General features: G+C 72.5%; 17 protein-coding genes. 5 read left to right on the top strand and 12 right to left on the bottom strand.

The genetic code is table 11. From position 1 onward, the window contains the following. Window positions 1-123 precede the first annotated feature (123 nt). A complete protein-coding gene (locus tag IPJ95_16235; protein ID MBK7925145.1) occupies window positions 124-4,908 on the bottom strand; it encodes a CHAT domain-containing protein in 4,785 nt (1,594 codons plus the stop codon). Window positions 4,909-5,090: 182 nt separating this feature from the next. On the opposite strand from IPJ95_16235, the gene IPJ95_16230 reads away from it, so the two are divergent. Genes IPJ95_16230 through IPJ95_16220 form a run of 3 tightly spaced genes read left to right on the top strand, consistent with a single transcriptional unit; the run spans window position 5,091 to window position 9,430 of the window. After that, window positions 5,091-7,199, top strand: coding sequence for a caspase family protein (locus IPJ95_16230; protein MBK7925144.1), 2,109 nt, complete (start codon window positions 5,091-5,093; stop codon window positions 7,197-7,199). Window positions 7,200-7,228: 29 nt separating this feature from the next. After that, on the top strand, window positions 7,229-8,668 hold the full coding sequence (locus IPJ95_16225; GenBank protein ID MBK7925143.1) for a caspase family protein: 1,440 nt from the start codon (window positions 7,229-7,231) through the stop codon (window positions 8,666-8,668). Window positions 8,669-8,677: 9 nt separating this feature from the next. Further along, the gene (locus IPJ95_16220) at window positions 8,678-9,430 is read left to right on the top strand and encodes a hypothetical protein (GenBank protein MBK7925142.1); all 753 of its coding nucleotides are present in this window, start codon (window positions 8,678-8,680) and stop codon (window positions 9,428-9,430) included. On the opposite strand, the gene IPJ95_16215 is transcribed toward IPJ95_16220, so the two are convergent. Further along, window positions 9,420-10,481 carry an acetate kinase gene (locus tag IPJ95_16215; protein MBK7925141.1) on the bottom strand — a complete coding sequence of 354 codons (1,062 nt, stop codon included), beginning with the start codon at window positions 10,479-10,481 and terminating at the stop codon, window positions 9,420-9,422. The genes IPJ95_16220 and IPJ95_16215 overlap by 11 nt on opposite strands. Before the next feature lie 178 nt (window positions 10,482-10,659). On the opposite strand from IPJ95_16215, the gene IPJ95_16210 reads away from it, so the two are divergent. Beyond that, window positions 10,660-11,499, top strand: a complete 840-nt coding sequence (locus tag IPJ95_16210) for a serine acetyltransferase (GenBank protein MBK7925140.1) — start codon at window positions 10,660-10,662, stop codon at window positions 11,497-11,499. Between the two features lie 160 nt (window positions 11,500-11,659). Beyond that, window positions 11,660-12,571: a cysteine synthase A gene (gene cysK / locus IPJ95_16205; GenBank protein MBK7925139.1), complete on the top strand. Its 912-nt coding sequence runs from the start codon at window positions 11,660-11,662 to the stop codon at window positions 12,569-12,571. A gap of 49 nt (window positions 12,572-12,620) precedes the next feature. On the opposite strand, the gene hypE is transcribed toward cysK, so the two are convergent. The 10 genes from hypE to IPJ95_16155 are packed head-to-tail and all read right to left on the bottom strand — an operon-like array spanning window position 12,621 to window position 22,459. Next, the gene (gene hypE, locus IPJ95_16200; GenBank protein ID MBK7925138.1) at window positions 12,621-13,679 is read right to left on the bottom strand and encodes a hydrogenase expression/formation protein HypE; all 1,059 of its coding nucleotides are present in this window, start codon (window positions 13,677-13,679) and stop codon (window positions 12,621-12,623) included. Continuing rightward, the gene (hypD, locus tag IPJ95_16195) at window positions 13,676-14,794 is read right to left on the bottom strand and encodes a hydrogenase formation protein HypD (GenBank protein ID MBK7925137.1); all 1,119 of its coding nucleotides are present in this window, start codon (window positions 14,792-14,794) and stop codon (window positions 13,676-13,678) included. The genes hypE and hypD overlap by 4 nt, the downstream gene beginning before the upstream one ends. Continuing rightward, window positions 14,791-15,090, bottom strand: a complete 300-nt coding sequence (locus IPJ95_16190) for a HypC/HybG/HupF family hydrogenase formation chaperone (GenBank protein MBK7925136.1) — start codon at window positions 15,088-15,090, stop codon at window positions 14,791-14,793. The genes hypD and IPJ95_16190 overlap by 4 nt, the downstream gene beginning before the upstream one ends. A 10-nt stretch (window positions 15,091-15,100) precedes the next feature. Beyond that, a complete protein-coding gene (hypF, locus tag IPJ95_16185; protein MBK7925135.1) occupies window positions 15,101-17,422 on the bottom strand; it encodes a carbamoyltransferase HypF in 2,322 nt (773 codons plus the stop codon). Further along, window positions 17,419-18,093, bottom strand: coding sequence for a hydrogenase nickel incorporation protein HypB (gene hypB / locus IPJ95_16180; GenBank protein ID MBK7925134.1), 675 nt, complete (start codon window positions 18,091-18,093; stop codon window positions 17,419-17,421). Before hypB ends, hypF begins: the two co-directional genes overlap by 4 nt. Beyond that, window positions 18,071-18,331: a hydrogenase maturation nickel metallochaperone HypA gene (locus IPJ95_16175; GenBank protein ID MBK7925133.1), complete on the bottom strand. Its 261-nt coding sequence runs from the start codon at window positions 18,329-18,331 to the stop codon at window positions 18,071-18,073. The genes hypB and IPJ95_16175 overlap by 23 nt, the downstream gene beginning before the upstream one ends. Further along, the gene (locus IPJ95_16170) at window positions 18,324-18,824 is read right to left on the bottom strand and encodes a HyaD/HybD family hydrogenase maturation endopeptidase (GenBank protein ID MBK7925132.1); all 501 of its coding nucleotides are present in this window, start codon (window positions 18,822-18,824) and stop codon (window positions 18,324-18,326) included. The genes IPJ95_16175 and IPJ95_16170 overlap by 8 nt, the downstream gene beginning before the upstream one ends. After that, window positions 18,814-19,584, bottom strand: a complete 771-nt coding sequence (gene cybH / locus IPJ95_16165; protein ID MBK7925131.1) for a Ni/Fe-hydrogenase, b-type cytochrome subunit — start codon at window positions 19,582-19,584, stop codon at window positions 18,814-18,816. The genes IPJ95_16170 and cybH overlap by 11 nt, the downstream gene beginning before the upstream one ends. Further along, window positions 19,581-21,296, bottom strand: coding sequence for a nickel-dependent hydrogenase large subunit (locus tag IPJ95_16160; protein MBK7925130.1), 1,716 nt, complete (start codon window positions 21,294-21,296; stop codon window positions 19,581-19,583). The genes cybH and IPJ95_16160 overlap by 4 nt, the downstream gene beginning before the upstream one ends. A gap of 14 nt (window positions 21,297-21,310) precedes the next feature. Continuing rightward, the gene (locus IPJ95_16155; GenBank protein ID MBK7925129.1) at window positions 21,311-22,459 is read right to left on the bottom strand and encodes a hydrogenase small subunit; all 1,149 of its coding nucleotides are present in this window, start codon (window positions 22,457-22,459) and stop codon (window positions 21,311-21,313) included. Between the last annotated feature and the right edge of the window lie 266 nt (window positions 22,460-22,725).

Here is a 22,725-nt window from a genome sequence, read left to right as displayed (position 1 = left end):
GCATTTGGTTCCTCCATTGGGGGTCCTGAATGGAGGACGGGGCCGGTCACGGGGCGGTCACGGCGGGGTCCCCCGCCGCCGGAGCCTAATGTCGGGCCGGGGGCGGCGGGGCGCTAGGGTGCCTCAGCGCCAGTCGCCCACCAGGACCCAGGCGCCCCAATAGTAAGGATGGGCGTACTTCGGGTTCGCCTTGACGGTCTGCTGGGCCTGCCGCAGCGCCGTGGCCGTGTCCATCGTCCGGAGGTTCCGGTAGAAGGCGGTGATCAGCAGCTCGGTGGCGGCATCGTCCACCGGCCAGAGCGAGGCGAGCACCGCGTCGGCGCCCCGCTTGAGGAAAGCGGTGGCCGGGCTGAGCGGCCACCCCGGCACCGCGCTGCTCGACACGGCCGTGTTGCACGCCGACAGCACCACCAGCCGGCGCTGGCGGAACACGGTGGAGCCGAGCACCTCGGTGATGGTCAGGCGGCCGTCCTCCTTGCCGTCGGCGCTGGGATAGAGGCTCAGGTAGCTGTCGCTGAACCGCTTGTAGTCCAGGTTGCCGTGGGTGGCAAAGTGGATCACCGTGAACTGCGGGCCCAGGGTCTTGGCGGCGCGCTCGTTCGCGTCGCGCCGGGTGTACACCTGCGCCGTGGGGAAGAGCCGCTTGAGGTCGCCCACCTCCCGCTCCGCGCTGGTGAGCAGCGAGTCCGCGGGCCCGAACGCCGCCAGGCGCACCGCCGGCCGCGGCCCGCGCGCCGCGGGACGGATGGTGAGGTCGGTCTCGTAGAAGACGGTGCGCTCATCCGCGAGGCGGCGGAAGCCGCCCTTGCCGTCGGGGGTGCCGAGGATCTGGAACGGCAGGTAGAGCAGCGCGCCGCTGGGCACGATGGCCAGCCGGGGACGGGCGCCGATCACGGGCAGCGCCGGCGCCACGAGGATCTGGTACAGTTCCGCGGCCAGCGCCAGGGGGTCGCCGGTCGGGGCCGGGCCCGCCTGGCCGGCCGCGCCCGCGCGATTGGGCAGGCTGGCATCGCCGGGCACCCGGGAGAGCGCCACCAGCTGCTCCACCCGCCGGGTCAGCTCGTCGCGGCCGATGGGCACCACCCGCGCCACCACGGTGTCGGTGGTGGCCACGAAGACGTACAGCTCCTTCGCGCCGGGGAGGTAGGTCAGCAGCGCCACGTCCCGGGGCAGCTCGGCGTTGGCGGTGGGCAGGTCGGTCAGGTTGATGCTGGCCAGCTCCCGCAGGTCGGGCTGCGCCTCCGCCATGCCGTAGACGAACGAGAGGTACTGGCTGTCGGCGATGGTCCGGATGCTGTCGAGCGCCCGCAGCTGCGCCTGCTGCTGGCCCGCGGCCGGGGCGGCGCGCACGGCCGCGATCTGGGCCTCGATGCCGTCCACCCGCGCCTTGAGCTCGCGCTCCTGGGCCAGGGTGCGCGCCTCGGTGGAGTCGCTGAGCCGGACGCCGAGGGCGCGGAACCGGCTGCGCAGCTCCTCGCTGTTGCTGCGGTCGAGCACGGCCAGCGCCCGTCCCACGTCGCCCCGGCGCACCAGCAGCCCCACCAGCAGTTCGTACGCCTGGTCGTAGTCCGCGCCGGAGGAGAAGCGCTTCTGCGCGTCCTGCCCCCCGACCACCCGGGCCCGCAGCGCCTCCAGCACCTTCGTCGCCTCCTCAAGGCGGCCCAGCGCCCCGGCCGAGTCGCCCTGGGCCAGCTGCAGCCGGCCCAGGTAGAACAGCGGCTCCCACAGGAGCTTGGTGGCGCCGATGGCGCGGGCGCTGTCGGCCGCGAGGGTGTAGTACCGGCCGGCCGCGGGCCGGTCGCCCCGGCGCTCGGCCAGCCGGCCGCGCTGCGTGGCGATCGCGGCGGCGTCCGCCCGGAGCCCCGCCGCGCGGACCAGGCTGTCCGCCAGGCGCAGCTCGCGGTCGGCGTCGTCGACGCGGTCCGTGGCGGCGTAGAGCTTCCCCAGGATGGTCCGCGCGCTCGACGCGATCCGCACCGAGCCGGCCCGCTCCGCGAGCGCCAGGCCGGACCGGAGCTTCGGCTCGGCCTCGGCGTACCGCCCCTGCTCGTAGTAGACCTCGCCGAGGTTGGTGGTGTAGGTCGCCGGGGCATCGCCAACGTCGGCGTCGGGGCCGGCGGTGGCCAGCAGCCGCAGCGCCTCCTCGAACTGCGGGATGGCGTGCTCGTAGTCGCGCTGCCAGAAGTAGATGGTGCCGATGTTGTTGACCGGGGTGGCCCGCGCCTCGGCGCGGTTCCCCGCCGCGTGCAGGCTGTCGGCCAGGTGGTAGAACCGGATGGCCTCCTGGTAGTCGCCGAGCTCGTTCTGGATGTTGCCGAGGCCCACGTAGGAACGCGCGATCCCCCAGCCGTTGCGGACCTCTTCGCTGAGGGCCAGGCTCCGCTCCTCGATCCGGGTGGCCTCGGCGTAGTTTCCCTGCAGCGTGGCCAGCCAGCTCAGGGAGGAGAGCGCGTCCGCCAGGCCCTTCCGGTCCCGGGCCGAATCGGCCCGCGCCGCGGCGTCGTTGAGCAGGGTGGCGGCGGCGCGGAAGTCCCCGCGGAAGGTCGCGAGGTCCCCCCGCGCCACGTCCACCCGCGCCGTCCAGCCCGCGTCGTTGACCTGCCGGTAGAGTTCGCGGGCGCGGCCAAAGGCGGCGGCGGCGCTGTCGAGCGCGTTCGCGGCGCGGTAGCGCCGGCCCACGGCGTACTCCAGCCAGGCGATGTCGGTCTTGCTCCCCGAGCGGGTGGCGAGCACCATCCCTTCCCGGTAGAAGGAATCCACCACGGCCGCGGGCTGGCGCAGGTTCTCGGCGACGAGCCCCAGGTTGGACAGCGACTTGGCCTGGCCCACCATGTCTCCCGTCTGGCGGTAGAGCGCCAGCGCCTCGCGGTAGGTCTCCAGCGCGCAGTCCCACCGCTCCTGGGCGTAGCAGGCCTCCCCGATGTCGTAGAGGGTGGCCGCCGCGTCGGCGGTGAGTCCGAGCCGCCGCTGTACCTCCAGCCCGGTCCGGTAGGTGGCGATCGCCGCCGGGTAGTCCGCCTGCGAGGAGTAGAGGTCGCCGAGCTCATTGCGGACCTCGGCCTCGCCCGCGGGGTCCTGCGCGTCGTGGTAGAGCACCGCCGCGCTGTCCAGATAGGCGAGGCCGCGGGCCGGATCGCCGGAGTCGCGGAACAGCGCCCCGAGCTTGCGGAGCGAGTACGCCGCCCCGCTGCGGTTGCCGGCCTGGCGCCGCAGGGCCACCGCCTCCTGGTGCGCGGCGATGGCGCCCGGAAAGTCGCCCAGCGTCCAGCGCGACTGCCCGATCTGGGACAACGCGTAGGCGGCATCCCCCGGGTTGCCGGTCTGCTGGTGCAGCGTGCGCGCGGTGTCCCACAGCGCGATCGCCGCGCGGTGCTCCCCCAGGCGGGAGAGGTTGTAGGCGATGTTGTCGAGCTGGTCGGCCTCGCCCTCGCGGTCGAGCAGGTCCCGATAGAACTGCAGCGTGGTCCGGTAGGTGGCGATGGCGCGGGCGTAGTCGCCCCGGTTGCCGTGAATGCTGGCCTGGCGGGCGCGCGCGTCGGCCTCGTCCCGGGCGGCGGTTTCGGTACTCGCGCCGGCGAACATCCGTTCCGCCTCTGCCAGGGCGGCCAGCGCGTCGTCCCACCGGCCCAGCTTCTCCAGCGCCCGGCCGCGCCCCATCATCGACTGGCCCAGCCGCTGCAGCGCAATGCCGGTCGAGTCGGCGCCGAGCCAGGCGCGCTTGGCCACGATGGCGGAGTCGTACGAGGCCAGCCCCTCCGCGCCCCGGCTCAGCCGGAGCTGGATGTCCCCGATGTTGTCCGCGGCATAGCCGGCGCCCTGCCACTCGCGCGCCGCGCGGAACAGCGCCAGCGCCGCGCGGTTCGCCGCAATCGCCTCGTCGAACTTCTCCTCGGCTTCGAGCAGCTGGGCCCGCCGCAGCTCCGACCACCCCTGGTTGGCGGTGTCCCCGAGCACGACCGCCACCTCGTACGCCAGCGTGCTCAGCCGCCGCGCCTCGGCCAGGCGGCTCCCCCGCACGGCCTCGGCGGCGTCGTTGTTCCACCAGGTCAGGAAGTTGTTCCGGATGTCCCCCGCGTGGGCCAGCACCACCGGTCGGCGCGCCGCCGCCGTGGGCAGCGCCAGCAGGCTGTCGCGGAGGTCGTCCTGGCCGAAGGGCGCGTCGTTGATGAGCCAGGTGGCGAAGGTCTCGTTGATCTTCCACCGCTTGCCCATGTACTTGCCGGGCCACGACCGGACGAAGACGAGGAACCGGCGCACGTCGGCCGGGGTGGCCGTCTCCATCACCCGGAAGGCCGACCGTCCCTGGTAGCGGCCCGCCGCCCGGACCCGCTTGAGGTCGCTGGTGGAGTCGAACATGTCGCGGACGAAGTCCGCCGTCTCGTGGATGTCCGCGGTCATGCTGTCGAGCATCACCCGCTCCAGCGAGTCCCCATCCAGCCGCAGGATCTGCCGGCGGGGGAGGAAGTCCTGCCGCGAGAGCCCGACGAACTCGATCCCCAATTCCATGAGGTCCGTCAGGATCCCGGCGCGGGGCGGGGTCGGCAGCCGGGTGGGGAGCGCCACTAGGTTCAGCCGCTCCAGCCGGAGGCCGGCCCCGGGTACCATGACCACCTGCACCACCGCGGAGTCGGGTCCCAGCAGCCGCACCGTCACCGCCCCCAGATACCGATCGCCGTTGGTGGCCCGGCCGCGAGCCCCCTCGAACAGGCCGTCGCCGCTGCCCGCCCGGATCACGCCGAGGGCGGTGTCCCCCCGCTGGCCCAGGAGGCTGTCGACGGGGTAATGGACCAGGCGGGACCGCAGGGGGCGCTGGTCCTGGCCCTGGAGGCCGGCGGCAGCGCCGAGTGAGAGCCCGGTGAGGGCCAGGATCCAGATTGGGAGCCGGAAAGACGAGGCAGGCCGAGGCATGGAATCCCTGGTTGGCACGGGGCAGTCGGGGGAACGGCAAGCTTCCTGCAGAACGCGGGCCGACAGCTAAGTCGCACGTCGCCAGCAAATTACAGCGTTGTCATCTGCAGTTCCACGTGCAAGTCGCGCGGGCGGGCGCATTCTCTGGCCCAAACACCCCACGGACCCGAACCCGAGCCGGTATGTCGCCGAGAACGCTCCCGCACCTCCCGCTGCTGGGTGCCCTGCTGCTGCTCCCCCTCTCCCAGCCGGCCCCCGATGGGGCATGGGATGGGGTGGGTCGCGGCGCCGCCACGGGAGTCCGGGCCGACAGCGGCCGGAAGCTGGCCCTGATCATCGCCATCGCCCGGTACCCGCGCGCCAGCGGCTACAGCCGGCTCAGCTCCGACAACGACGTCCCGCTCATCCGCGCCGCGCTGCTGCGGCAGGGGTTCGACTCGGCCGCCATCCGGGTCCTCGCGGATACCCAGGCCACGCGGGCCGGCATCCTCCGCGCCCTCGACGACCTGGCCGGTGCCGCCCGTCCCGGGGATGTAGTGGTGATCCACTACAGCGGGCACGGGCACCAGATCACCGATGACAACGGCGATGAACTCGACGGGCTGGACGAGGTGCTGGTGCCCTTCGACGCCCGGGCCGACGTCGATCCCGCGACCTACCATGGCGAATTCCACGTCCGCGACGACGAGCTGGAGCCTCGGCTCCTGGCCCTGCGGACCCGGGTGGCCGGGGGCGGCAACGTGGTGATGTTCATCGATGCCTGCCACTCCGGATCGGCCACGCGCAGCGCGCTGCCGGTGCGGGGCGGGCTGCCGCCGATCGGCACGCCGGCGCGCGCCGCCACGCGCGGCGGCGCCGAGGGCGGCGACTGGGTCCGGACCGCCGCGCCCACCCGGGGCGGGGGCGCGAGCGCTGATGGGTTGGCACCGATGGTGATCTTCTCCGCCGCGCGGCAGGACCAGCTGGCGAGCGAGGTGGAGCTCAAGGACCAGGACGAGACCGCCGGTTCACTCTCGGTCGGGCTCTCGCGGGTGCTCGCCAACCTGGACGGGGGCGCGCGCCTCACCTATCGCGGGGTGTTCGACCAGCTCAAGGGCTGGATGCAGGGCGAGGTCCCCCTGCAGACGCCCCAGCTCGAGGGCGACGCCGACGTCCAGCTCTTCAGCGGCCGGGCGGTGGTCCAGAAGCCGTATCACCGGGTGCGCGCGCTCGAGGGCGACTCGCTGCTCCAGCTCGACGGCGGCACCCTGGTGGGGCTGCTGCCCGGCTCCCGGCTGGCCTTCCATGCCGTGGGCACCGCCGACCCCTCCGCCGCCACGCCGGTGGGGCAGGGCGTGGTGGTCCGCGCGGACGAGCTGGGCGCGGTGGTGCGTCCCGACGCCCCGGCGCGTGTCACCGACCTGCGGTCCGCCTGGGCCTTCGTCACCGAGTACGCCTTCGCCGAGTTCCGGGTGCGGGTCCGGCTCGATCCGGCCATCCCGGCGGGGCTGCGGCAGGCCATCGCCGCCGACTTCAGCCGCAGCGGCGTGATCCAGCTCTCCGAGCACCTGGGCGAGCTCATGATCCGGCCGGTGGGCGCGCTCACCCGCGGGGCCGCGCCGCTGACCGTGGCATGGACCGAGGACACCACGGTGGCGCTGCTCGCGCCGGTGGATGCCACCACGCCGGCGGGCCGCGCCACGCTCACCGAGCGGGTCCGCACCCTGGCGCGGAGCGCCTACCTGAAGCAGGTCGCGATGGTCGACCCGCGGATCCGGGTGCGGATCGAGCTGGTGCCCGCCACCCACGTCTTCGGCACCGACGGGAGCTGCGACTTCCGGCAGTCGGACACCACGCGGGCGCGGGCCCACCTCTCGGCCGGGAACCAGTGGGTCCTGCAGCCGCAGGACGGTTTCCTGCTCCGCTTCATCAACGAGGGCACCGAGCCCGCCTACATCGCGGTGCTCGACCTCATGCCCGATGGCGAGATCGGCCAGCTCTTCCCGCGGCCCGAGCTCTCCGGCGAGGACAACCTGCTGCCCCCGGGTGGCCGCTACACCTCGACGCTCTGCTACTACGCGACGGAGCCGTTCGGGACCGAGGTGTTCAAGCTCTTTGCCACGCGCCGCCGGGTGGACTTCCAGCCCGTGCTCACGCAGCGCGGTCCCACCCGAAGCGGCTCGGCGCACCCGCTGGAGCGGCTCCTCGGCGAGACGTACACCACCACGCGCACCGGCACCGCGGCGGCCCCCCAGGGCACCGGCACCACCGCGACGCTCACCCTGCAGATCGTTCCCCCCACGGCGCCATGAAGCGCCCCATCCTTCACTCAGGAGCACGCATGTTCGACCGTTCGGCCCTGCGCCCGCTGCCCGGGCGCCTGCTGCTCGGTGCCCTCGCGCTGACCCTCGCCGCCGGCCCGGCCGCCGCCCAGCAGCAGAAGGCGATGAAGCAGTCTCCCGCCCGCAGCAAGGGGCGCGTGACCCTCGCGCAGGCCAAGGCCGTGCGCGGCAACACCACCCTGCTCCCGGGGCTCAACGCCCGCGGCGAGCTGGACCAGGCCGATCCCGTCATGGGCAACGACAAGACCCCGTATGAGGTCTGGTCGTACAGCGGCAAGGCGGGCGAGGTGCTCACCATCACCATGCGGAGCTACAAGGCTGACGCCTACCTGCTGGTGGTCCGGCAGACGGCCAGCGGCCTCGAGACCCTGGCCGAGGATGACGATGGCCTGGGCGGCGGCACCACCGACGCCGGGCTCCGCCTCCGCCTCCCCGCCGATGGCGACTACCTCATCGTGGCCAACGCGGCGACCACCCTCGGCGCCGAGTTCTTCTACGGCGCCTACACGCTCGAGCTGGTCTCCTCCCTCAGCAACCCCTCCGCCACCAACTTCGCCGCGCTCTACCCGGGCGGCGGCGCGGCCGGCGAGAAGTACGCGGTGGTCGTCGGCATCGCCGACTACCCCGGCGAGGAGGAGGACCTCACCGGCCCGCGGCAGGACGCCGCGATGTTCCGCGAGGTGCTCATCAGCAAGTACGGCTTCAAGGAGCAGAACATCGTCACCCTGACCGACCGCAATGGCAGCCGCGACCAGATCGTCAATGCCTTCCGGCGGTTCCTGGCCCAGGCCGGCCCCAACGGCACGGTGGTCTTCTACTACTCCGGGCATGGCACCCAGCTGGACGAGAACGTGGGCCTTACCGGGGCGGACGACCCGGAAGAGGATGGCAAGGACGAGGCGATCTACGTCTGGGGCAACACGGCCGAGGAGAAGGGGAGCCTGATCCTCGATGACGAGCTGGGCATCCTCGCCAACGAGCAGGGCGCGGGGCGGGTGCTGCTGGTGCTCGATGCCTGCTTCTCGGGGACCGGCAGCCGGGCCGGCGGTGGCACGCCCAAGCTGGCGCGCTTCAAGGACATCAAGGCCGTGGTGGACCTGCCCAAGGCCTACGTGGCCCCGACCGGGCGCGCCGCGGGCATGAAGATGGCCTCGGTGCCGGAGCCGGGGCGCCACGTGCTCCTCGCCGCCTCCAGCGACAAGGAAGTCTCGTGGACCGCCGGCGGCTGGCCCACCCGCGGCGGCATCGCCAGCGTGTTCACCTACTACCTGGTGGAGGCGATGGCCAAGGCGCCGGCCGGCGCCACGATCGACCAGCTGATGGCCACGATCACCAGCCAGACCAACACCTACGCCAAGGACAAGTACGGGAAGACCCAGACGCCCCAGGCGGAGGGATCCCGCCGGACCGACGCCCTCGCGGCGTACCTGGGCAACTAGGACCCCGGCATGGCGAGCGTCAGCTACCAGGCCAACTACGCGCCCCAGGGGCGCCTGCTCGGCCTGGCCTGGCGCTCGCTGCTGCTGCCGGGGATGCTGCTGTCGGGAATGCTGTATCTCGGGGTGCCGGTGGGGCTCGCGATCGTGGGCTTCACCGGCGCCATCACCTGGTCGCTCGCCAGCCGCATCCGCCGCGGCACCTTCACCCTGCACGATGGTGGCGTGGTCGAGGAGCTCGTGCCCTTCCTGGGGCGCGGGTCCGCGGCGCAGGTGGCACGGCGGGAGTGGCGCTGGGACCAGGTACGGCACTGGTCGCTGGAGGAGGAACTCACCCGGGGGCTCGAGGTGCGGCGCCGCCTGACGATTGCGCTGGCCGAGCCGGCGTGGCGGATCCGGCTCGATGAGGTGGGCGACGAGGCCCAGCGGGCGGCGTACGCGCGGTTCGTCAACGCCTTTGCCGCGCGGGCGCAGGGCGGGGCGCTCCCCGACCCGGCGGCCCTGCCCGCGGAGATCCCCGACGCGCTGCTCAGCCGGGCCCCGGCCCCGGCCGCGGTCGGGGCCGCCGGCGTCATTCCCCGGCGCGCGGCCTTCTGGGACCGCCCCACCGGCCAGGCGGTGGGCCTGGCCCTGATCCTGCTCGTCGCGGTGGTCGCGGCGGCGCTGGTCCTGCTCGGCGGCAGCGCGTCGAGCTGGTTCCGGCTGGTGGCGGTGATGCTCCCGGGCGCCGCCTGGATCTACTGGCGGCTCTTCCTCAAGCGCTGAGCAGGCGCGCGGTCTCCCGCGCGATCAGCTCTTCCTCACGGGTGGGAATCACCCACACCGCGAGGCGGCTCTCCTCCCGCGAGATCCGCTCCTCCCGCACCCAGTCCCCATCCTCCCCCAGCACCACCCCGGCCCACCCGAAGGGCGCCGCGATCCGGCCCCGGATGACGCTCGAGTGCTCGCCGATGCCGCCGGTGAAGATGATGGCCTCCGCCGCGCCTTCGAGCACCGCAAGGTAGGCCCCCACGTACTTCCGCACCCGGTAGCAGAACAGGTCGATGGCGAGCCGCGCCTCCGGATCCTCGCGGGCGAGCAGGTGGCGGAGGTCCGCCTCGCCGGCGAGGGCCGTGAGCCCCGAGCGCCGGTACAGCAGGTCGGTGAGGGAGGCCTCAGTGTGCCCCTCACGCAGCAGCTCCAGCAGCACGCCGGCGTCGAGGTCGCCCGGGCGGGTGCCCATCACCAGCCCCTCGAGCGGTGAGAGGCCCATCGAGGTGTCGACCGAGCGTCCGTCACGGATCGCCGCCGCGCTGGCACCGCTGCCCAGGTGCAGGATGATGAGGCTCGGGTCGGCGCGACCGGTGAGCTCGGTGTAGCGCTCCAGCACCGAGAGGTAGGACCAGCCGTGGAAGCCGAAGCGGTGAATCACCCGCGAGGCGGGCACGGCGTATCGGGTGGCCACCGGTGGCAGGGTGCGGTGGAAGGCGGTATCGAACGCGGCCACGTTCGGCACCGGGAGGTGCCGAGTGGCGCGGATGCCGGCCAGCGCGGCCTCGCCGTGGAGCGGGTCGAGGGGCACCAGCGCCTCGAGGTCGGTGAGGACGGCGTCGGTGATCGGGGCCAGCGCGCCGAACCGGTCCCCGCCGTGGACGCAGCGGTGGGCCACCGCGTCGGGCGGCACCGGCAGGGTGCCCAGCAGGTGCGCCACCGCGCGGCCATGACCGGCCGCCAGCTCCTCCCGACCCTGCGCCACGATCGTCAGGGCCTCGCCCACCACCCGGACCAGCTTGTACTTGAGCGTGGCGCTGCCCGCATTGATCACCAGGACGTGCATGCACTCCCTCCGTTCGGCGCGGAAGGATACGCCGTCCCTTCCTGTCGGGCGAGGGGTGTCCGCTTCGTGGATGAGGAGCCCTTCACCCATCGGCCGCAGCCCCGCGTTGTGCCGGCTCCCGTGGGGGAGTGGACCCGGGCCGCTCCCCGTCCGGCGGGCGGCGGTTAGCTTGCAGGGCATGACCGACGACCTGCAGGGCTTCATCGGCCGGGTGAGCGCCGCGCGCGAGGGCTACGCGCTGCCGGTGCAGGCCGGCCGGCTCGCGGAGGAACTCACCCACGCCGCCCTGGCGCTCCTGTTCCCGCACTTCGCCGCCAGCCAGAGCACTGCCGCGGCCGAGATCCGCGGGGAGCTGGAGCGGCTCCGGGGGCAGCTCGACGCGTTCCTCCTGGCCCAGGGCCTGGGCCCGGAGCGCGCGACGGCGGTGGGCCACCGCTTCGTGGCCGCGCTGCCGGCGCTCCAGGAATCACTGGCCCTGGATGCCCGCGCCACCTGCGAGGCGGACCCGGCCGCCCGGAGCGTGGACGAGGTGCTGCTCGCGTACCCGGGGTTCCTGGCCCTGGCCTGCTACCGGATTGCGCACGCCCTCTGTGCCGAGGGCGTGGTGCTCCTGCCCCGCCTGATCGCGGAGTTCGCCCACCGCGAGACGGGCATCGACATCCATCCGGGGGCCCGCATCGGCCGGTCGCTCGCCATCGACCACGGCACCGGCATCGTCATCGGCGAGACGACCGTGATCGGCGACGGGGTGCGGCTCTACCAGGGCGTGACCCTCGGCGCGCTGAGCGTGCGGAAGGACCTGGCCCGCCAGAAGCGGCACCCCACGATCGAGGACGATGTCGTGATCTACGCCAACGCCACGATCCTGGGTGGCGACACCGTCATCGGGGCCGGGAGCGTGATCGGCGGCAACGTCTGGCTCACCCACAGCGTGCCGCCGGGCTCGGTGGTGACACATGGCGCGACCGTCGAGCGCCCCCGGGTCGCGGACGAGCCGCTGCTGGAGTACAATATCTAGCATGGTATCCGCCTACCTCATCCGAGCGTGGCCCGCGCCGCCGGCCCGATGTCGGCCGGCGTCCCGGCATCCTCACCCCTCCTGATCGCTCCGCTCCGCCCCGGCCCGCACGGGCGCGGCTGAGCGGTTCGACCCGCTTCCCGCTCCGGAGACTCGCGCCATGAAGGCCAGGACCATCCTCGAGACCATCGGCAACACCCCGCACGTCCGCATCAACCGCCTCTTCGGGGCCCAGTCCGAGGTCTGGCTCAAGCTCGAACGCGCCAACCCCGGCGGCAGCATCAAGGACCGCATCGGCCTTGCCATGATCGAGGACGCCGAGAAGCGCGGGGTGCTGACCAAGGCCAGCGTGATCATCGAGCCGACCTCCGGCAATACCGGCATCGGCCTGGCCATGACCGCGGCGGTGAAGGGCTACCGGCTGATCCTGGTGATGCCGGAGTCGATGTCGGTGGAACGCCGCCGCATCATGGCGGCGTACGGCGCGGAGCTCGACCTCACGCCGCGGGAGAAGGGCATGAAGGGGGCGATCGAGCGCGCCAGGGAGCTGCTGGCCGCCACCCCCGGCGGGTGGATGCCCCAGCAGTTCGAGAACCCGGCCAACATCGAGGTGCACAAGCGCACCACGGCGCGGGAGATCCTGGCCGACTTCCCGGAAGGGATCGACGTGCTGATCACCGGGGTGGGGACCGGCGGGCACCTCACCGGGGTGAGCGAGGCGCTCAAGGAGAAGCTGCCCCGGCTCCAGACCTACGCGGTGGAGCCGGCCAAGTCGCCGGTCATCTCGGGCGGCCAGCCGAGCCCGCACAAGATCCAGGGCATCGGCGCCGGATTCATCCCGGCCAACCTGCACACCGCCACCCTCGACGGCACCATCCAGGTCACCGAGGAAGAGGCGTTCAGCTACGCGGCGCGCGCCGCGCGCGAGGAGGGGATCTTCGTCGGGCCCTCCTCCGGGGCCTCCCTCGCCGCGGTCGCGAAGAAGCTGCCCGAGCTCGCGCCAGGGGCGCGGGTGCTGGTGTTCTGCTACGACACCGGGGAGCGGTACCTGTCGATCGAGGGGTTGTTCTAGGCGGTGAGGCGGTAAGGGCGGTAGGTGCTACCACCCTACCGCCGTACCGTCAGCAGATCCGCGGCAGCTGGTCCCCGGGGAGCATGTCGACCACCCGGGTCCCTCCGATGCGCGTCTCCAGCACCACATACCCGGGATGGTTGGCGGTCACGGTGCCGATGATGCAGGCGGCGGCGCCGGTCGGGTGGCTGCGCAGGGCGGCCAGGGCGGCCTCGGCGCGTTCCGGCGCGACGATTGCCGTGAGCACCCCTTCGTTGGCGACATACATCGGGTCGAGGCCGAGCATGTCGCAGGCGGCGGCAACGTCGGTCGGGACCGGGATGCGGTCCTCGCGCAGCTGCATGCCTGCCTTCGAGGCCTGGGCGATCTCGTTGAGCGCGCTGGCGAGGCCGCCGCGGGTGGGGTCGCGCAGGGCGCGCATGGCGTCGCCGGCCGACGCCTTCAGGCGCTCCACCAGCGGCGCCAGGTTGGCGGTGTCGCTGGTGATGGCGCTCTCGAACGCCAGGCCCTCGCGCGCGGCCATGATGGCCATGCCGTGCCGGCCCAGCACCCCGCTCAGCAGGATCACGTCGCCCGGCCGGGCGCGATCGGGGCCGGGCCGGAAGGCCGGGTCGACCAGGCCCAGGCCGGTGGTGTTGATGTAGAGGCCATCGGCCTTGCCCCGCTCCACCACCTTGGTGTCGCCGGTGACGAAGGGGATCCCCGCCGCGTTCGCGGCCGCCGCCATGCTGCGCACGATCCGCTCCAAGGTCTCGAGCGGCAGCCCCTCCTCCAGCACGAAGCCGGCGGTCAGGAAGCAGGGCCGTGCCCCCATCATCGCCACGTCGTTCACGGTGCCGTGCACCGCGAGCACGCCGATGTCCCCCCCGGGGAACTCGAGCGGGCTGACCACGAAGGTGTCGGTGGAGAGGACCGCCTCCGCCCCGCCGATGGTCACCACCGCGCCATCGCCCAGCTGGGCAAGCCAGGGGTTGCCGAGGTGCGGCAGGAAGCGCTCCCGGATGAGCCGGGCGGAGAGCTTGCCGCCCGAGCCGTGCCCCAGCTGCACCCGCTCGGTGTCGTCGAGGGGCACCGGGCAGGAGAGGCCGTCGAACCGGACGCCGGTCATGAGCCCACTCCCGTGGGGCCCGCGGGTTCGCGGAAGCGGGCGTAGTTGTAGTAGGCGGCGCACGCGCCCTCGGACGACACCATCGGCGCGCCGAGGGGATGCTCCGGGGTGCAGCGGGTGCCGAAGGCCGCGCAGCCGTTCGGCTTGAGCATGCCGCGGAGCACGTCCCCGGCGCGGCACTCGCGCGGTTCCTGCGCGGTGATGTCGCCCAGCCCGAAGCGCACCTCGGCGTCGAAGTCGGCGTACTCCTCGCGCAGGCTGAGGCCGCTGCCGGGGATGGTGCCGATCCCGCGCCACTGCCGGTCGGTGAGGCGGAAGACCTTGCGCACCAGCGCCTGGGCAGGGGGCGTGCCTTCGCGCCGGACTGAGCGGACGTACTGGTTCTCCACCTCGTGCCGCCCCTCCTCCAGCTGCCGGACCGCCATCAGGATCCCCTCGAGAATGTCCACCGGCTCGAAGCCGGTGACCACGATCGGCACGTGGTGCCGCGCGGCGATCGGCTCGTACTCCTCCCAGCCCATCACGGCGCAGACGTGCCCGGCCGCGAGGAACCCCTGCACCCGGTTGTCGGGGGCGGAGAGCAGCGCGGTCATGGCCGGCGGCACGGTGACGTGGGAGACGAGGATGCTGAAGTTGGGCACGCCGAGCTCGCGGGCGCGCCACACCGCCATGGCGTTGGCCGGCGCGGTGGTCTCGAACCCGACGGCAAAGAACACCACCTGCTTGTCGGGATGCCGGAGCGCGAGCTCCAGGGCGTCGAGCGGGGAGTAGACCACGCGGATCTGCCCGCCCCGGGCGCGGACCTGCAGCAGGTCGCAGGTGGAGCCGGGCACCCGCAGCATGTCGCCGAACGACGTGAAGATCACGTCGGGCCGGCCGGCCAGGTGCAGCGCCTTGTCGATCTGCTCCAGCGGCGTCACGCACACCGGGCAGCCGGGGCCGTGGATCATCTCCACCGCGCCCTCGAGCAGCTGGTCGAGTCCCTGGCGGACGATCGTGTGGGTCTGGCCGCCGCACACTTCCATCAGCGTCCAGGGCCGGGTGGCGGTGGCGCGGATCTTCGCGATCAGCCCCCGGGCCACCGCGCCGTCGCGGTACTCGTCGAGGTATTTCATGGCTGCTCCCGCGGCGGGGCACCCGCCAGGCTCTGTTCGGCCACCTCGCGCATCCAGTCGAGCTCCTCCAGCTGGCTCATCTCCTGGAGCACCTCGAAGGTGCGCCGGGCCTCGGCCTCATCCACCCGGCTGATGGCGAAGCCCACGTGCACCGTGACGTAGTCCCCCACCTTCACCTCGTCCGCCACGTAGGCCAGGCAGACCTCGCGGCGGACGCCGCCGAAGTCCACCGTGCCCATCAGCAAGCCCCGGTCGTCCCGGGTGTCGAGAATGCGGCCGGGAATGCCCAGGCACATGGGATCCTCCTCAGGTAGCGGTGAACTCCGCCCGGCGGGCGAGTTGGGCGGCGGCGATGGCCGCCTGGCCGTAACTCACCGCGCCATCGTTGGGCGGCAGGTCACGGGCGGTCAGGACGCGGAACCGGCAGCGTTCGAGCCGGGTCCGCAGGGACGCGAGGAGGCGGGCGTTCTGGAACACCCCGCCGCCCAGGACCACGGTGTGCAGCTGCGCCTGCTCCGCCACCCGGCGCACGGCCAGCTCGGTGCCGCGGGCGATGCTGGCGTGGAAGTCGGCCGCGAGGTCGCCGAGGTCGCCGCCGCGCTTGCGGCGGAGCCCGAGCCGCACCAGCATCGGCAGCGGGTCCAGCACGAAGGTCCCGTCGGGCTCATCCTCGAGCGGCATCGGGTACTCCGAGGCGGTGCGGCCGTCGGCCAGGGCCTCGAGCTCCATCGCCGCCTGGCCCTCGTATCCCACCACCTCGCGCAGGCCCAGCACCGCCGCGGCGGCATCGAACAGCCGGCCCATGGACGAGGCCAGCGGGGCATTGAGGCGCGCCGCCAGCTGGCGCTCCACCAGGGAGAGCTCCGTCGGCGCGACCTGCGCCGTCACCGGCTCGATCACCGTGTGCAGCGAGCCGTCGAGCGAGGCGTACCCCATCAGGGCCCGCCATGGCCGCCGCGCCGCCAGGTCGCCGCCGGGGAGCGGGGCATAGCGCAGGTGGGCCATGCGCCGGTAGCCCGTGAGGTCGGCCACCAGGATCTCGCCGCCCCACACCGCGCCGTCCGGGCCGTAGCCGGTGCCATCGTAGGCCACGCCGATCACCGGGCCGGTCTCGCCATGCTCCGCCAGCACGGCCGCGATGTGGGCGTGGTGGTGCTGCACCGCGAGGGTCACCGGCAGGCCCAGCTCCTGGGCCACCCGGGTGGAGAGATACCCCGGGTGCAGGTCGTGCACCACCGCCTCGGGATCGATCGCGAACAGCCGGCGGTACCCCGCGAGCGTGTGCCGGAAATGCTCCAGCCCCTCGAGGTTCTCGAGGTCGCCGATGTGCGGGCTGAGCCACGCCTGATGCCCGGCCGCCACGGTGAAGGTGTTCTTGAGGTGCGGCCCCACCGCGAGCAGCGGGACCGGCGCGGGCACCGGCAGGCGCGCGGGGAGCGGGGCGTACCCGCGCGAGCGCCGCAGGAAGAGGGGCGCGTCCGCCACCACCCGCAGCACGCTGTCGTCGGCCCGGCTGAGGATCTCGCGGTCGTGCAGCAGGAAGCCGTCGGCGATCACCGCCAGCCGGCGGCGGGCCTCCTGGTTGCCGATGGCGATCGGCTCCTCGCTCAGGTTGCCGCTGGTCATCACCAGCGGCCGATCCAGCGCCTCGGCCAGCAGCAGGTGCAGCGGCGTGGCCGGCAGCATCACGCCGATGGTGTCCATCCCCGGCGCCACCCCGGGCGCGAGGCCGGCGCCGCTCCGGGCGCGCAGCAGCACGATGGGCCGCTCCGGCCGCTCCAGCATCGCGGCCTCCGCCGGGCTCACCGTGGCGAGCGCCCGCGCCGCCGCCACCGATCGCACCATCACCGCCAGCGGCTTGGCCTCGCGCCCCTTCCGCACCCGGAGCGTGTGCACCGCGGCCTCGCTGGTGGCATCGGCGGCCAGGTGGAACCCGCCGAACCCGCGCAGCGCCAGGATCCCGCCGGCCGCCAGCAACGCGGCCCCGTCCCGCAGCGCCCCCTCGTCCCAGGCGGCCGGCGCGCCCTCCCCGCCGGTCTCGAACCAGAGCGCCGGGCCGCAGGCGGGGCAGCTGTTGGTCTCGGAGTGATGCCGCCGGTCGCCCGGCGTCTCGTACTCGCGGCGGCAGTCGGGGCACTGGGTGAAGGCCCGCATCGTGGTGCGTTCGCGGTCGTACGGCAGGCGCTCGATGACGGTGTAGCGGGGGCCGCAGTCGGTGCAGGTGATGAACGGGTAGCGGTAGCGCCGGTTCATCGGGTCGAGCAGCTCGGCCTCGCAGGCGGGGCAGAGGGCCACGTCGGGGGGCACCGGCAGCCGGGCGCCCGGCACCTCGGCGCTGGGCTCGATCCGGAACCCCTGCAGCCCCTCCGGGTCGGTCCAGGCCACCGCCACCGACTCGATGGCCGCGAGCGGCGGCGCCTCGGCCCGCAGCTCGGCCAGGAACGCCTCCAGCGCGCCTCCCTCGCCCTCGAGGCCGAGGGCCACCTCGCCGGAGGCGTTGCGGACCCAGCCGTCGAGGTGGTGGCGGAGCGCGAGGCGGTGGACGAACGGCCGGAACCCCACGCCCTGCACCACGCCCTTCACCGAGACGCGGCAGGCGAGGCGCGGGGCCGGCGGGGCGGCGGTCACCGGTGGGCGGGGGCCCGGGCTTCCGCCCGGAGGAACTGGAACCACTCGTCGAGGCCCTCCCCGGACCGGGCGGAGGTGAAGAAGAACCGCAGCTCCGGGTTGATCTCGCGGGCGTAGCGGACGGCCAGGTCCAGGTCGAAGTCGAGGTGCGGCAGCAGGTCGATCTTGTTGAGCACGGCGTAGCGCGCCATGCGGAACATCTTGGGGTACTTGAGCGGCTTGTCCTCGCCCTCGGTCACGGAGAGCACCACGATCTTGGCGGTCTCGCCGAGGTCCCAGCTCGCGGGGCAGACGAGGTTGCCGACGTTCTCGATGAACAGCAGCCGGGTGCACTCCAGGTCGATCGCCTCCAGGGCGGCCGTGACCTGCGCGGCGTCGAGGTGGCAGGCCCCGCCGGTGACCACCGCCTGCACCAGGCGTTCGGTGCGGCGGGCCAGGCGGTCGGCGTCGTTCTGGGTCTGGACGTCGCCGGTCATGACCGCGATCCCGAGCTCCTCGCCGAGCACCTCGAGGGTGCGCTCCAGCAGGCTCGTCTTCCCGGAGCCGGGCGAGGAGACCAGGTTGAACGAGGGCACGCCGGAGGCCTGGAGCCGCTGCCGGACCAGGGCGGCGAGCTCGTCGTTCTTCGCCATGACCCGCTCCCGCACGTCAATCGTCCGGACGGCCATCATCCACCTCCAGGTGGGTCACCCTGAGGTCCGTGCCGGGGAGGGTCGTGAGCTCGGCCCGCGCGCCGGCGAACGGCACGTCGGAGAGCAGCGCCTCCAGGCAGAACCGGAAGTTCTCGAGCTCGATCCCCGCGTCCTCCCCCACCTCGACGGCGACGGCCCGCACCGCGCGCGCCGGGTGGGGTGCCGCGCTCGCCTCGGCGATGCGGCAGACTTCAAGGGCGAGGCTCAGCTCATGCATGGGCCAGCTCGGCGCGGCGCACCGGGCGGTGGCCCCAGTGCGCCAGGCGGTCCACCGCCCGGAGCACCACGTCCTCCACCCGCGCCTCGACGGCTGGCGTGAGGCTGGTCCCCAGCTCGACGTCCTGCGGCTCGGCGCCGATGGCCACCGCGAGCGCGGGCAGAGTGCCCCGCAACTCGGCCAGGCCGAGCACCTCGCGCAGGTCGATCTGGTGGGGGGAGATCTTGAGGCTGAAGTACCGGGGCAGGTCGTCCCGCTCGATCACCACCAGGGTGCCCGGCGGGGTGCCGGCCCGGATGGCGTCGAGCAGGATCAGCTGGTCCGCGGTCTCGATCTGGGGCAACAGGTTCATGCCCCACGTGCCGCCGTCGACCAGGGACACCGACGGCGGGAGGTCCCAGTCCCGGGCCAGCCGCGCGAGCGCGGCGAGGCCCAGGCCATCGTCCCCCATGATGGGATTGCCCAGCCCGAGCACCAGCGCGTTACATGTCATCCTGGTCCACGTAGTGCTGGGTGGCCGGGACGAACCGGCCGCCGGTGATGATCGAGGAGATCACGCCGGTCCGCTCCAGGTGGTCGGCGCGGATGGCCAGGTAGATGTGGATCGGGATGAACGCGACGAACACCCAGGTGAGCACGTGGTGGACGAACCGCACCACCGGGAACCCGCCGAACGCCATGCCCACCCAGTTGAAGCCCTTGTAGATCAGTCCGTCCGGGTCCGCCTGCCCGTACATCGCGAAGCCGGTGACCACGGCGAGGATGCCCGCGAGGTAGATGCCGGTATAGCTCATCTGCTGCAGCGGGTTGTGCCCCAGGTAGTGGGGCGCCTTCTCGGGCTCCACCATCAGGTAGTACTTGACCTGCTGCACCATGTTGACCCAGTCGCGCGGGCGGAGCGGGAAGAGGGCGCGGAGCCGCTCGAACTTGTTGCCCGCAAGCAGCCAGTACATCCGCACGATCCCGGTCATCACCAGCAGGCAGGCCGCGATGTAGTGCGCCAGCCGGAACCAGCCCATCACGAAGTGGTCCCGGGTGTCGCCCGAGGTGATGAAGTACGGCTTGCCGATGTAGAGCCCGGTGACGGCCAGCACCAGCAGGCTGATGGCGGCCACCCAGTGCATGGCGCGCAGGGGGGCGCCCCAGAGGTACACCCAGCGGTAGTTCCCGCTTGGCGGCGGGACCTTCCGGGCCAGGGTGAAGCCCTCGGCGTTGCCGCCGGGGGCCCCGGCGGCGGGAGTGTGGGCGGTCATTGCACCTTCACCTCAGTCACCTTGTTGCCCTGGGCGTCGAGCACGTGCACGCCGCAGGCCATGCAGGGATCGAAGGAATGGATGGTGCGCAGGATCTCGATCGGCTGCTCCGGGTTCACCAGCGGGTGGTTGTCGGTGAGCGCCGCCTCGTAGGGACCCATCTGCCCCTGCTTGTCGCGGGGGGAGCAGTTCCACGTGCTCGGCACCACGCACTGGTACCGGCTGATCTTGCCCTCCTTGATCTGCACCCAGTGGCCCAGCGCGCCGCGCGGGGCGTCGAGGTAGCCGTACCCCTCGCAGCTGGCCGGCCAGGTCGACGGCTCCCACTTCTCGCCGGCGAAGGTGCGGGTGTCGCCGCCCTTCACCCGCTCGATGAGCGCGTTGAACCAGGTGTCCATCCGGCGGGCGATCAGCACCGTCTCGAGCCCGCGGGCCGCGGTGCGGCCCAGGGTGGAGAACAGCGCCTCCGGCCCCACGCCCAGCTTGCCCAGCGCCTCGTTCACGATGCCCTGCACGTCGTCATGCCCGCTGGCATAGGCCACCAGCATGCGGCTGAGCGGCCCCACCTGCATCGGCTTGCCGTCGTACCGCGGGGCCTTCATCCAGGTGTACTTGTCGAGTCCCTGCAGGTACTGCCACGGGGTCGGCGGGCCGGAGTACTTGGCCTTGGTCTCGCCCTCGAAGGGATGCAGCCCGACGTCGTCGCCGCCCGGGTACTCGTACCAGGAGCTGGTGATGTACTCCTTCACCAGCTTGTGGTCGTACTCGTGCACGGTCGAGAGGTCGCCGTTGAGGATGATGCCGCGGGGGAAGTAGAGGTCCTTGAGGTCGTTGACGCCGCCCTCGGGGAACTCGCCCACGCAGAGGTGGTTGCGGGTGCCGCCGCCGATCGCCGCCCAGTCCTTGTAGAAGCCGGCGATGGCCACCAGGTCCGGGTAGTAGACCTGTTCCACGAACTCCCGGGCGCGGCGGATCATCGCCTGCACGTCCACCAGCTTCTCGGCGTTGATCGTCCCGGTGTCCTCAAGGTTGATGGCGCAGGCCATGCCGCCCACCAGGAAGTTCGGGTGCGGGTTCTTGCCGCCGAAGATGGTGTGCAGCCGGATGACGTCCCGCTGCCAGTCGAGCGCCTCGAGGTAGTGCGCCACCGCCATGAGGTTGGCCTCGGGCGGGAGCTTGTAGGCCGAATGGCCCCAGTACCCGTTGGCAAAGATGCCGAGCTGGCCGCCGGCCACGAACTTCTTGAGCCGGTCCTGCACCGCCTTGAAGTAGCTCTCGGAGTTGTTCGGCCAGGGGGAGATCGACCGGGCCAGGCGGCTGGTGCCGCCCGGGTCGGCCTTGAGGGCGCTCACCACGTCCACCCAGTCGAGGGCGTGGAGGTGGTAGAAGTGGATCACGTGGTCCTGGATGAACTGCATCCCGTGGACCAGGTTGCGGATCAGGTTGGCGTTGGTGGGGATGGTGATGCCGAGCGCGTCCTCCACCGCCCGGCACGAGGCCACCGCGTGCACCACCGTGCACACGCCGCAGATGCGCTGGGTGAACGCCCAGGCGTCCCGGGGATCGCGGCCCTGCATGATGATCTCGATGCCGCGGAACTGCGTGGAGGTCGCCCACGCGTTGCTGATCTTCCCGTTCTCGGCCTGGGCCTCGATCCGGAGGTGTCCCTCGATGCGCGTGATCGGATCGACGACGACTTTCGTTGCAGCCATGGGTGTCTCGCGCCTCACGCGTTAGGGGTGCCGGGGCCACCGGACGGGGAGTCGATCACGGGCAGGGAACGCTTGCGCTCCCGCATCTGGTGCACGCCCGTCGCGGCCGCGTGCGCCAGGACGCCCGCCGTGGCGCCGACCGCCAGCGCCGCCCCGAAGATGTCCACCTTCTGCTCGATGCCGAACCCGCCCACGTCCGGCAGCCGGTCGTAGAACGGCGTCATGGTGTCCCAGAACCCGCGCTCGGTGCAGCCGATGCACGGGTGCCCCGCGCCGATCGGCCAGTCGGTCTTGCTGTTCCACTGGAAGATCGGGCAGGGGGAGAACGTCGCCGGTCCCTTGCAGCCCACGTGGTACAGGCACCACGCCTTCTTGGCCGCCTCGTCATCGAACTTCTCGACGTACTGCCCGGCGTCGAAGTTGGCCCGCCGCGGGCACTGGTCGTGGATCCGCGCCCCGTAGGCGAACAGCGGCCGCCCGTCGGAATCCACCGACGGCAGCCGGCCGAACGTCAGGAAGTGCGCCACCGTCGCCGTCACCACGTCGGCGATCGGTGGGCAGCCGGCGATGTTGACGATGGGACGGTTCTTGATGATCTCCGAGATCCCCACCGCCCCCGTCGGGTTGGGCCGCGCCGCCTGCACGCTGCCCCAGTGGGCGCACGCCCCCAGCGCCAGGATCGCGGCCGCGCCCTCGGCCGCCTCCTCCAGCACCGTCTGCGCCGTCCGCCCGCCGATGGTCAGGTAGATCCCGCCATCCGCCGTCGGCACCGAACCGGTCACCACCAGCAGGTACTTGCCCTTCTCCGCCTCCATCACCGTCTTCGCGGCCGACTCCGCCGCGTGGCCCGAGGCCGCCATCAGGGTGTGGGAGAAGTCGAGCGAGATCTGGTCCAGCACGAGGTTCCCGATCGACGGCTCCGACGTCCGGATGACGCTCTCCACGCAGCCCGTGCACTCCTGCAGCTGGATCCAGATCACGCTGGGCCGCCGGTCCGCCAGGATCGCCGCCGCCATCTTCGGCGCCGCCGTCTTCCCGACACCCAGGACCACGCACAGGCTGCTGCAGTATTCCATGAACTCGCGCCGGGAAACCCCGTGGCGCTCGAGTTCTTCCTCCACCGATCCGCTGGCGGGGAAGAGGGAGGGTACGACTCCGGACATCGGGACTACCTCCGGTTCAGTGGGAGGAACCAGTGACCCATGCGGGCGAGGCTGGAGGCGGGGGATGCAGCAATCCAGCATGAATTGGGTCGGGATGTGGGGCGGAAGATCGGGGCAATCTCCTGAAGGAAACCTGAAGGGCCGGTGAAAGGGCTCGGTCGTCCTTCATCAACGGCTTCCGGCGCCTGAAGTTGGACAGGGGTGGAGGGATTTGGGGCAGCGCCGATGGGCGCACCGATGCGGCCCGGCACCAACGTTGGACGGGG

This window comes from Gemmatimonadota bacterium, from assembly GCA_016713785.1.
Taxonomy (GTDB): domain Bacteria; phylum Gemmatimonadota; class Gemmatimonadetes; order Gemmatimonadales; family GWC2-71-9; genus JADJOM01.
Note: the sequence above shows the minus strand (reverse complement) of the source record. Positions and strands in the feature narration are given on the sequence as shown.